General features: G+C 67.8%; 11 protein-coding genes and 1 pseudogene. 3 read left to right on the forward strand and 9 right to left on the reverse strand.

The window, feature by feature from the left end:
• From ACOJTB_RS05775 to ACOJTB_RS05795, 5 genes are all read right to left on the reverse strand, one after another.
• A partial coding sequence (locus ACOJTB_RS05775) for a flagellin N-terminal helical domain-containing protein (RefSeq protein ID WP_465248398.1) occupies positions 1 to 782 on the reverse strand: 782 nt, incomplete at its 3' end.
• A gap of 256 nt (positions 783 to 1,038) precedes the next feature.
• The gene (locus ACOJTB_RS05780; RefSeq protein ID WP_420101567.1) at positions 1,039 to 1,482 is read right to left on the reverse strand and encodes a hypothetical protein; all 444 of its coding nucleotides are present in this window, start codon (positions 1,480 to 1,482) and stop codon (positions 1,039 to 1,041) included.
• A 218-nt stretch (positions 1,483 to 1,700) separates the two neighbouring features.
• Positions 1,701 to 2,192 (reverse strand): hypothetical protein, encoded by a 492-nt coding sequence (locus ACOJTB_RS05785; protein WP_420101568.1) that lies wholly within the window; start codon positions 2,190 to 2,192, stop codon positions 1,701 to 1,703.
• Complete coding sequence (locus ACOJTB_RS05790) at positions 2,189 to 2,542, reverse strand: rod-binding protein (RefSeq protein ID WP_420101569.1); 354 nt, start codon at positions 2,540 to 2,542, stop codon at positions 2,189 to 2,191. Before ACOJTB_RS05790 ends, ACOJTB_RS05785 begins: the two co-directional genes overlap by 4 nt.
• Positions 2,542 to 3,636: a flagellar basal body P-ring protein FlgI gene (locus tag ACOJTB_RS05795; RefSeq protein WP_420101576.1), complete on the reverse strand. Its 1,095-nt coding sequence runs from the start codon at positions 3,634 to 3,636 to the stop codon at positions 2,542 to 2,544. The genes ACOJTB_RS05790 and ACOJTB_RS05795 overlap by 1 nt, the downstream gene beginning before the upstream one ends.
• Positions 3,637 to 3,897: 261 nt before the next feature.
• On the opposite strand from ACOJTB_RS05795, the gene ACOJTB_RS05800 reads away from it, so the two are divergent.
• Positions 3,898 to 4,308, forward strand: coding sequence for a flagellar assembly protein FliX (locus ACOJTB_RS05800; RefSeq protein ID WP_420101570.1), 411 nt, complete (start codon positions 3,898 to 3,900; stop codon positions 4,306 to 4,308).
• Between the two features lie 23 nt (positions 4,309 to 4,331).
• Here the strand turns inward: ACOJTB_RS05800 and ACOJTB_RS05805 are convergent, their stop codons facing one another.
• Positions 4,332 to 5,171 (reverse strand): hypothetical protein, encoded by an 840-nt coding sequence (locus ACOJTB_RS05805; protein WP_420101571.1) that lies wholly within the window; start codon positions 5,169 to 5,171, stop codon positions 4,332 to 4,334.
• Between the two features lie 214 nt (positions 5,172 to 5,385).
• Here ACOJTB_RS05805 and ACOJTB_RS05810 point away from each other — a divergent pair, with 214 nt between their 5' ends.
• Positions 5,386 to 6,600 carry an NADP-dependent isocitrate dehydrogenase gene (locus ACOJTB_RS05810; protein ID WP_420101572.1) on the forward strand — a complete coding sequence of 405 codons (1,215 nt, stop codon included), beginning with the start codon at positions 5,386 to 5,388 and terminating at the stop codon, positions 6,598 to 6,600.
• Positions 6,601 to 6,820: 220 nt separating this feature from the next.
• Positions 6,821 to 7,015, forward strand: a complete 195-nt coding sequence (locus tag ACOJTB_RS05815; protein ID WP_420101573.1) for a hypothetical protein — start codon at positions 6,821 to 6,823, stop codon at positions 7,013 to 7,015.
• Between the two features lie 39 nt (positions 7,016 to 7,054).
• On the opposite strand, the gene ACOJTB_RS05820 is transcribed toward ACOJTB_RS05815, so the two are convergent.
• The 3 genes and pseudogenes from ACOJTB_RS05820 to ACOJTB_RS05830 all read right to left on the reverse strand — a co-directional run.
• Positions 7,055 to 7,558: a hypothetical protein gene (locus ACOJTB_RS05820; RefSeq protein WP_420101574.1), complete on the reverse strand. Its 504-nt coding sequence runs from the start codon at positions 7,556 to 7,558 to the stop codon at positions 7,055 to 7,057.
• Positions 7,559 to 7,731: 173 nt separating this feature from the next.
• Positions 7,732 to 10,374, reverse strand: coding sequence for an alanine--tRNA ligase (gene alaS / locus ACOJTB_RS05825; RefSeq protein WP_420101575.1), 2,643 nt, complete (start codon positions 10,372 to 10,374; stop codon positions 7,732 to 7,734).
• A 309-nt stretch (positions 10,375 to 10,683) separates the two neighbouring features.
• Positions 10,684 to 10,815 (reverse strand): annotated as a pseudogene (locus tag ACOJTB_RS05830) (recombinase RecA); the annotation flags it as partial.

Consider the following 10,815-nt stretch of genomic DNA (forward strand, 5'->3'; position numbering starts at 1 on the left):
GACGAGGTGATCGTCGAGGTGCCGACGGCGGCGTCCGCGGCCGCAAAGCCGATCTTGGTGTTGCTGGTGCCGGTGCCGGCGGCGACCTTCGCGGCGGCGGCGTCCGCGCCGACGCCGAAGCCGAAGTCGACCGTCTCCGAGCCGTTGCCCTTGACGTTGAGCTGGCCCTTCTCGTCGACGAAGGCGGTCACGAGACCGGATTTGTTGATCTCGTTGACGAGGTCGCGGACCGTGGCGTTGGCGTTGGCGAAGGAGGCTTCGTAGGTGGTCGAGCCGACCGTGATCGAGATCGCGGCCTGCGGGCTGGCCGAGGTGTCGATGCCGAGGTCACCCGAGGTGCTCGCGGTGGCGGCATCGGCCGTCGCATCGGCGCCGGCGATCTTCTTGTCGAGGGCGATGTCCTTCAGGCTCTTGCTGGTCACCGCGGCTTCGGCGGCGGTGGCGAGAGCCGTACCGGCCTTGGTCGGGCGGTTCTGGGCCGCGTCAGCCTGGGCCTGCTTCACGGTCGACTGCAGCGACTGCACCAGCTTGGTGATGCCGTCGATGCCCTTCGAGGCCGCCTGAATGGTCTGGATGCCGTTCGAGATGCCGTCGAGCAGGCCGGTCAGCTGGCTCGACCGGTCGTTCAGCGACGCGGCGGTGAAGAAATTCACCGGGCTGTCGATCGCGGAGTTGACGCGCTTGCCGCTCGCAAGACGCCCCTGGATCGCCTGGGCCTGCGACTGGATGGAGGAAAGCGAAGAAACGGCGTTACGGACGCCGGCGGAGATGGAAACGGCCATAGTGAAGACCCTTCTGGGTTGAAGCCTTTCTGGCGTCGGGCCGTTCTGGCCGCGACCCGAGGACACTGCCCCGCCGCTTCGTAACGAGAGGTAAATTCGATCCGTTCAAGTCGCGGGATCGGCGCCGATCGAAGGCAATGGTCAACGACGTGTTAAGAGACGGGGCGGTTCGCGCCGGCCGGGAACGAAAACGGCCCGCCTTAGGGGCGGGCCGTCTCGATATCGGTGAGAACGTCCGGCCGCGGGGCCGGGCTCCTCAAGCGGAGCGCTCGATCGAGGGGACGGCGTTCTGGCTCTCCTGTCGCTCGGCCAGCGCCCTTGCGAAGAGGCGCAGCTTCAGCGTGGCCTCGTCGGGCACCATGCTCACCGTCTCGCCCGTATGCGGATCGCGCAGCTGGGTGACGACGGAATGGGTGTTCTGCTCGATGACGACTTTCTTCTGCAGAGCCGCACGGGCTTGCTCATCCGCTGCGCTGCGCTGCGCCGTCTCGGACCGCTCGGGTTTCGTCTCCTGCTGGAAGCGGCGCTGAGCCTCGGGGCGTATGTCGAGTTGCACCGCGCCACCCGCGCTGGCGGACTGGACCGTCTTTTCGGGGGGAAGCTCCACGGCGACGCCGCCGGCCTGCGCGCTCACATCGGTGCGGGCGAGCGGCGAGGTCGCGGTCAGGGCGGCCATCCGTGGGGGGCTGCCGAAATCCATGGCTGCACTCCTTCTGGAGTAGGGGAAACGGCGCCTTCACGCCGCGTGTCAGAGCAAGGCCTGGGCCGCACAAGACGGTCCTATCCTCCCGACGCTGCCAGAAAAGATTGAACCCGCCGTTAGAAAATTAGGTAAATGTTGAAGGTTACCGTGGCAGCGGCCCGTTTGGGCCTTCGGCCCGGCGGGAGCGTGGGGAACGTGCCAGCGGCGGCGGTCTCTCACAGGCGCTTCGAGACCACGAGCGGGCCGGAATTGGGGCGGGCATAGACGCCCGCGCCGACCGAGGCGGCCGGGCCGTAGCCTGCGGCGCGCATCGGCTTGTTCGCATCGGCCGCCAGATCGCGAATGATGGATTCGGAGACGGCGCGCGCCGTCGCCAGCACGAGCTGGTTGGTCTCGATCAGGAGCTGGAAGGAGAGGTGGGCGTCCTTCAGCCGGCGCACCAGATCCGGCGCGAAGCGGGCGAGGGCCACCGCGTTCAGCTTCACCTGCTCGACACCGCGCATATAGATGCCGGCGAGCTCGGTTTTGCGGGCCTCGCGCGTCATCGCCTCTGGCAGGCGGCCGGCGCGGACGAGTTCCGTCTCCTCGCCCACCAGATGGGAGAGGGCGCCGAGCGCCTCCAGAACCGCCTCGATCAGGGCGCGGGCCTCGGCCGGCCCGGAAACCCGGGGCCGTTCGTCGAGGATCGTGGCTGCGCGCATGCTCATGCCTGGCTCGCGCCCTGCGACTGCAGCTTCAGCATCTCGCGCATGATCTGGTCCGACACGCCGACACCGCCGGCCTTCTGGATCTGCTGCGCATATTGATTGGTCAGCTGGGTGCGCCAGATCTCGCCGCCGGTGCCGTTCTGCCCGAGGGGGCCTTCCGCGCCGGTGCCGGAGAACATCTGCTGCGTCATCTGTTCGAGGAACATGGCCTCGAAATCGTCGGCCTGCTTCTTCGCCTTGGCCTTGGCGGGATCGAGGGCGGAGGTCAGGCCGCCGACGACCTTTCCGGCGACCTGGCCGGCGACGCCCAGGGCGAGCTTGGCGGCGGGGAGCGCGAGCGCGGCAGTCATCACATCACCTCGATTTCGGCCTGGAGTGCGCCGGCCGACTTGATGGCTTGGAGGATGGAAATCAGGTCCCGCGGGCCGATGCCGAGGGCGTTCAGCCCGTCGACCAGCTCGGCCAGCGTCACGCTTTCCTTGACGAGGGCCAGCTTGTTGCCGCCGCCCGTATCGACCTTCACGTTGGTGCGCGGCGTCACGACCGTCTGGCCGCGGCTGAGCGCCTCGGGCTGGGATACCTGCGGCTGCTCGCTGATCGTGACCGTGAGATTGCCCTGCGCCACCGCGACGGTGGAGACGCGCACATCCTTGCCCATCACGATGATGCCGGAGCGTTCGTCGATGACCACGCGGGCCAGCTGGTCGGGCTCGACCTTGAGCTGCTCGATATCGGTCAGCAGCTTGATCATGTTGCCCTTGAAGCGCGGCGGAATCTGCAGCGCGACGGTCGAGGGATCGGTCGGCTCGGCGGAATCGCCGCCGATGAAATCGTTGATCGCAGCGGCGACGCGGCGGGCCGTCGTCAGATCCGGATTGCGCAGGGAGAGCCGCAGGGTCTGGAGCTTGTTCAGCGAGAACTCGATCTCGCGCTCGACGACGGCGCCGTTGGCGATGCGCCCGACGGTCGGCACGCCTCGGGTGATCTTGCTGGCCTCGCCCTCGGCCGAAAAGCCGGCGATCGCGACCGGGCCCTGCGAGACGGCGTAGACCTCGCCATCGGCGCCGAGCAGAGGCGTGACCAGAAGAGTGCCGCCCTGCAGCGACTTGGCGTCGCCCATGGCCGAGACCGAAATGTCGACGCGCGTGCCCTGGGTCGCGAAGGGCGGCAGGTTCGCCGTCACCATCACCGCAGCGACGTTGGCGGTGCGCATATTGGCGCCGCGGGTGTTGACGCCGAGCCGCTCCAGCATCGCGGTGAGCGACTGCTTGGTGAAAGGGGCGTTGTTCAGCGTGTCGCCCGTGCCGTTGAGGCCGACGACGATGCCGTAGCCGAGCAGCTGGTTGGTGCGCACACCTTCGACCGAGGCGAGATCCTTGATGCGCGACAGCGCGAAGACCGGCTGCGACGTCAGCCCGACGACGACGGCCAGCATCGCGGCCATCGGCTTCAGCAGCGTCGTCAGGGCAGGCTTGCGGAACATGCGTCGGCACCGGGGGCAAAGGGGTTCGCCCCAGCCCTGCGAGTGCCGTGCCAAACGCACGGCATTTGAAAGGTGTTGTTTTTCAGTTGTTTGGTCCTGTGGGGCAGGGTTTTCCCGCTGCGAAGCGGCGTGCCGTTCCTGCCGGGGCGGCAGTTTCTGCCGGGTGGTTTACCGGCTGTTAACCATGCCGGCGCACCTTTCCGGCATCCTCACGAGGCCGCCATGATCAGGATCGACCAGCGCGCGCCCGTCTCGAACGTCGGCCCGACGAGTTCGGCGAGGCGCACGAGCAGCGCTTCGTCCTTCTCGCTTCCCACCCCGGAGAGCGAGGCTCCCGCCCGCAGTGCGGGCGTGGCCGCCTCCGGCCCGCTCGACATGCTGCTCGCGGTGCAGGCCGACGAAGACCAGCAGGAGCGCAAGCGCAAGCAGGCGCGGCGCGGCCACGATCTGCTGGACGGGCTCGACCGGCTGAAGGCGGCGCTGCTCTCCGGCCGGGTTCTGCCCTCCGAGCTGGAGAGGCTCAAGACTGCGCTCGCTCTGCGCCGCGAGACGACCGACGATCCGCGCCTCGACGATGTGCTGGCCCATATCGAGCTGCGGGCCGCGGTGGAACTGGCCAAGCTCGGTCGATAACAGGCGCTTTCCCGGCGCGGCGCCTATTGCAGCTTGTATTTCAGCGAGAGCATCGCGGTGCCCGTGGTCTGGTGCTCGCTGGCGATCAGCGGCAGCTTGCGGGCGAGGCTGAGATCGACCGAGGCCTGCCAGGGCAGCTCGGCCGCCTTGGCGAGATCGACGCTCAGCTTCACCTGCGGCACCAGAGCCGAGTGGAAACTCTCCCCGGGGCCGAAGACATATTGCCCGTTCACGCCCAGTTGCGACGTCAGCGTGACATGCGGCAGCAGCGTGCGGCGATAGCCGATCACGGCGTCGCCGTTCTGCTCCGGCGCAGCGCCGAGCGTGCTGGTGCCGCCGGTGGAGACGCCCCAGATCAATCCGGTGCCGGAGGAAACCGGCTGAGCCCAGTGCCAGCCGAGGCTCGCCTGCCGCGATCCGGCGGAATCGGCCGGGCCGCTGAGCGTGGTCGAGACCGAGAACACATCCTGGCCGAGCTTGACGCCGACGGCGCGGGGCTGGTTCGCCGGGGCGATGCCGTCGCGCGTGGCGAAGCCGTTGCGGATGACGCCGACCGGCACGAGCGTGGTGGGGCGTAAACCGGTGCCCCGACGCCCGGTCGCGACGGCGGAGGGGTCGAACGCCGGTGCTTGCGTCGTCTCGGCAGGCTCGGGGTCGCCACCCGGCAGGCTGGCCAGTTCCGGCTGAGCCCCCGGCTCGGCCAACTCCGTCAGGGCGCCGCGCGGGATCGGGATGGCAGGCGCGGTCCATTCCCCGAGGGAGGGGGCGGGCTCCTGTGCCTGCGCCTGCCAGGACAGCAGCAGCGCGAGGAGGAGGGCGGCCGGGGCGGACCCGGCACGGATGGTTGCGAGGGAAGAAGGCAACTCGGTCGGCCATGCTCTGTCGATCGAGTGCGCGAGGCTGGCGCAGGAACATGCCGATTTTGCGGCAGTGCAGCATCGAGGCTCGACACCCCCTCCCACGAAAAGTCGATTCCCCTTTTCCACCCGATGTTCTAGGAAGCGCCCAGCCGCGAGCCTTGGGCGCCGAAGCCTGGGGTTCGTGAACGATCTACTTCGAGAGAGCAGGGGTCATCGCATGAGCAAGATCAAGGTCGCCAACCCGGTCGTCGACATGGACGGCGACGAGATGACCCGCATCATCTGGCAGAAGATCAAGGACACCCTGATCTTCCCGTATCTCGACCTCGATCTGGAATATTACGACCTCTCGGTCGAGAACCACGACGCGACCAACGATCAGGTCACCATCGACGCCGCCAACGCGACCAAGAAGCACGGTGTCGCCGTGAAATGCGCGACCATCACGCCGGATGAGGCACGCGTGAAGGAGTTCAACCTCAAGGAGATGTGGAAGAGCCCCAACGGCACCATCCGCAACATCCTCGGCGGCGTGATCTTCCGCGAGCCGATCATCTGCAAGAACGTGCCGCGGCTCGTTCCCGGCTGGACCCAGCCGATCGTCATCGGCCGCCACGCCTTCGGCGACCAGTACCGCGCGACCGATTTCAAGTTCCCCGGCAAGGGCTCGCTCTCGATCAAGTTCGTCGGCGAGGATGGCCAGGTGATCGAAAAGGAGGTCTTCAAGGCCCCGAACGCCGGCGTCGCCATGGCGATGTACAATCTCGACGACTCGATCCGCGACTTCGCCCGCGCCTCGCTGAACTACGGCCTGATGCGCAAGTATCCGGTCTATCTCTCGACCAAGAACACCATCCTCAAGACCTATGACGGCCGCTTCAAGGACATCTTCCAGGAGGTCTACGAGGCCGAGTTCAAGGCCGAATTCGACAAGCTGGGCATCACCTACGAGCACCGCCTGATCGACGACATGGTCGCTTCGGCGATGAAGTGGTCGGGCGGCTATGTCTGGGCCTGCAAGAACTACGATGGCGACGTGCAGTCCGACACGGTGGCGCAGGGCTTCGGCTCGCTCGGCCTGATGACCTCCGTGCTGATGACGCCGGACGGCAAGACCGTCGAGGCGGAAGCCGCGCACGGCACGGTCACCCGCCACTACCGCGAGCACCAGAAGGGCCGCGAGACCTCGACCAACTCGATCGCCTCGATCTTCGCCTGGACACGTGGCCTGTCCCACCGCGCCAAGCTCGACGGCAACGAGGAGCTCGCCAAGTTCGCCGCGCTGCTCGAGAAGGTCACGGTCGATACGGTCGAGGCCGGCGACATGACCAAGGACCTCGCGCTGCTGGTCGGCCCCGACCAGAAGTTCCTCTCGACGACCGGCTTCTTGGAGAAGGTCAGCGAGAACATGCGCAAGGCGATGGCCGCCTGAGCGGCCTCATCCAGCTGACAGACTTACGAGCCCGGCCGGCGACGGCCGGGCTTTTTCGTTTTGCTTGCGCCCAGCCGGAACGGCGTCACGCGCTGGCGCGTTGAGCGGGCAACCTGCGAAACGCCACGGGCATGACGCAGATCAATGTCGTCGCCGCCGCGCCGGAGATGATGCGGTCCAGCCGGAAGAGACCGGCCCATCCATGGAGAGGGAACACGACATGTCCGACAGCGCTGCGCCGACGGAACTGGACGAGCGGATCGCTCTCCTGCGCAACAACATCTCCGACCTGATGGAGCAGGCCGCTGGTGCCTCCGGCGCAGCCATGGAGGAATCCATCGCCGACCGGCTGAACGAGCAGCAGGACATGCTCAACGCCCTGCTGAAGCAGCGCGAGGCAGCCGGGCAGGGCTGAGGCAAGACAACAAGGGAGGGGGAGTGACGGCGCGGAAGTTCACTCGACCGCGACGGCCTTGCGCGCGATGACCCGCAGGCCGCTGACGGGGGCGTTCAGCACATAGCGCAGCTCGTAGAGGCCCGGCTGTTCGGGCGCCTCCAGAGTCGCCTCGACATTCTCGGCCGGGAAGAAGCGCGGCCCCTGCGCCTCCGGCGGCGCATCGGGAGCGACCAATGTGACCCGGTCGAACTCGCCATTGGGGCCGATGCCGCGCACCGGCAAGGCCTGACGCGGCCCGACCCTGGCCGGCGCCGCCAGCGTGGCGCTCGGCTCGGTCGCCGTCAGGGGCTGGGATATCAGGATGGCCGGCCTGCCGTCGCGGTCGATCATCAGCCGCAATTCGTAGTCGCCCGCTGTGCCCGGCGTCTGCAGCGCAGGCACGTTCGCACCGGACTGGAGCACCACGATCGCCTTGTCCGGGGGATCGCCCGGCCGGGCGATGGCGAGACGCGCGCCATCGGGCTTGTTCGTCAGGAAGACGCTGAGGGGCGCGCCCGCCATGATGCTGCGCGCGGCGGACAGGGCAGGAGCATTCTTGACAGCGGGCTTCGCCGGAGCGGCCGGCTTGCGCGGATCGGCAGCCGCGTAAGCGGGCCAAAGCCCTACCACTCCGAGGACCGAGCGGCGGGAGAGCCCGGGAGTGGCAGTGCTCGCCGCGCCGTCCCTCGTCGCGCTCATCCCATCGCGGCGGCGACAGCTTCCAGGGCGGCCTCCGCTTTGTCGCCATCGGGGCCGCCAGCCTGTGCGAGGTCGCGGCGACCGCCGCCGCCCTTGCCGCCCAGCGCCTCGGAAGCCGTGCGCACCAGCGCCACCGCATCGAAGCGCTCGGTGAGATCGGGCGTGACGCCGACCACGACGCCGGCCTTGCCATCTTCGACGACGCCCACGATGGCGACGACGCCGGAGCCGATGCGGGTCTTGGCCTCGTCGGCGAGGCTCTTGAGATCCTTCATCTCGATGCCGGTGACGGCGCGTGCCAGCAGCTTGGCGCCGCCGATCTCGCGGATCGGGTCGGCGTCCGAGCCGCCCCCACCCATGGCGAGCTTCTTGCGCGCCTCGGTCAGATCCCGCTCGAGCTTGCGCCGCTCCTCGATCAGCGCGGCGAGGCGGCTGCCTGCCTCATGGGCCGGCACCTTGAGCAGGCTCGCAAGCCCCTCGAGCAGGCGGGACTCCTCGTTGAGCCGCAGCCGGGCGCCGTTGCCGGTCATGGCCTCGAGGCGGCGCACGCCGGCGGCGACGGCTCCTTCACCGACGATGCTGACAAGGCCAATATCGCCCGTGCGCGCCGCATGGGTGCCGCCGCAGAGCTCAACCGAATAGGGCTTGCCGGCGCCGTTCGTGCCCATCGAGACGACGCGGACCTCGTCGCCGTATTTCTCGCCGAAGAGCGCGCGCGCGCCCGATGCGATGGCTTCGTCCACGCTCATCAGGCGGGTGGTGACGGGCTCGTTCCTGAGCACGATCGCATTGGCGATTTCCTCGACCTCGCGCAGTTCCTCGTCCGAGATCGGCTTGGGATGCGAGAAGTCGAAGCGCAGCCTGTCGGCCGAGACGAGCGAGCCCTTCTGCGCGACATGGTCGCCGAGAACGAGGCGCAGCGCCTCGTGCAGCAGATGGGTGGCCGAGTGATTGGCGCGGATGGCGCCGCGGCGCTCGTGATCGACGACGAGTTCGACCGCGGCGCCGACCGCGAGCTCGCCCTCCTTGACCGTGACGCTATGGGCGAAAACGTCGCCGAGCTTCTTCTGCACATCGGACACGGTCGCGACCACGCCCGGCGCGCGGACCGTGCCGGCATCGCCGACCTGTCCGCCCGACTCGCCATAGAACGGCGTCTGGTTGACCAGCATGACGCCGCTCTCGCCGGCTTTCAGCGACGAGACCTCGGCATTGTCGCGGATCAGCGCCGTGACCACGCCTTCGGCGGCTTCCGTGTCGTAGCCGAGGAATTCGGTGGCGCCGAGCCGGTCGCGCAGCGGGTACCACAGCGTCTCGGTCGCGGCTTCGCCCGAGCCCGACCAGGCGGCGCGGGCCTTGGCCTTCTGCTGCTGCATGGCGGCGTCGAAGCCCTCGACATCCACGCCGATCTCGCGGGCGCGCAGCGCGTCCTGCGTCAGGTCCAGCGGGAAGCCGTAGGTGTCATAGAGAGTGAAGGCGACATCGCCCTTCAAGCTCTGGCCGGCGGTGAGGTCCTTCGAGGCCTCGTCGAGAAGCGAGAGACCGCGGGTCAGCGTGGTGCGGAAGCGCGTCTCCTCCAGCTTCAGCGTCTCGGTGATCAGCGCTTCGGCGCGCAGCAGCTCCGGATAGGCGCGGCCCATCTCGCGCGTCAGCGCCGGCACCAGCCGATGCATCAGCGGCTCCCTGGCGCCGAGCAATTGCGCATGGCGCATGCCGCGGCGCATGATCCGGCGCAGCACATAGCCGCGGCCTTCATTGGAGGGAAGCACGCCATCGGCGATCAGGAAGGCCGAGCAGCGCAGATGGTCGGCGATGACGCGGTGACTCGCCTTCATCGGGCCGGCCGGATCGACGGAGGTCAGATCCGCGATGGCGCCGATGAGCGCGCGGAACAGGTCGATCTCGTAATTGTCATGCGTGCCCTGAAGGACGGCGGCGACACGCTCCAGCCCCATGCCGGTGTCGATCGAGGGGCGGGGAAGGTCGGTGCGGACGCCACCCGCCGCTTCCTCATACTGCATGAAGACGAGATTCCAGATCTCGATGAAGCGGTCGCCATCCTCTTCGGGCGAACCGGGCGGGCCGCCCCAGATATGATCGCCATGGTCGTAGAAGATCTCGGAGCAGGGGCCGCAGGGGCCGGTGTCGCCCATGCGCCAGAAATTGGCCGAGGTCGGGATGCGGATGATCCTGTCGTCGGTCAGGCCCGCGATCTTCTTCCACAGGCCATGGGCCTCGTCGTCCTCGGAATAGACGGTGACGAGGAGCTTGTCCTTGGGCAGGGCGAATTCGCGGGTGACCAGGGTCCAGGCATGGGTGATCGCCTGTTCCTTGAAATAGTCGCCGAAGGAGAAATTCCCCAGCATCTCGAAGAAGGTGTGGTGGCGCGCGGTGTAGCCGACATTGTCGAGGTCGTTGTGCTTGCCGCCGGCGCGGACGCATTTCTGCGCGGTGGTGGCGCGCGAATAGGGCCGCTTTTCCTGGCCGGTGAAGACGTTCTTGAACTGCACCATGCCCGAATTGGCGAACATCAGCGTCGGGTCGTTGCGCGGCACGAGCGGGCTCGACGGCACGATCTCGTGGCCGTTGGACTTGAAGTAGTCGAGGAAGGTCGACCGGATGTCGTTGACGCCGCTCATTGTCGTTCGAACTCTTGGCTATCGGGCTGCCGTCCGGGCCGGGCCGGCGGTTTCAAGCGTTCTAGTGAGGCGACTTGCCGCTGTCGAGAGCGCCGCCGGCCAAGGCGTTGAGCGAAAACGACAACGGGCGGCTCGACGGCCGCCCGTTCGCGTGCTTCGAAAGCAGCGGACCTTCTGTGAGCCCTCATCCTGAGGAGCAGCCATCGGCTGCGTCTCGCAGGATGGTTCAGCTGTCGCCCGAGCCTCCTGAAGCATCCTTCGAGATGCCGCGTGCCGCGGCTCCTTAGGATGAGGGCTCGGAGACGAGGCTCAGGCGTCGCCTTCGTCCAGATCGTCCGCAGTGGGAGTCGCCTCGTCGAGAATGCGCTCGGCGACGAGGCCGGAATTCTGCCGGATGGTGGCCTCGATCTTGGCCGCCATGTCGGGGTTGTTCTTCAGGAA

Origin of the sequence: Allobosea sp. (genome assembly GCF_048595345.1) — a bacterium.
Taxonomy (GTDB): Bacteria; Pseudomonadota; Alphaproteobacteria; order Rhizobiales; family Beijerinckiaceae; genus Allobosea.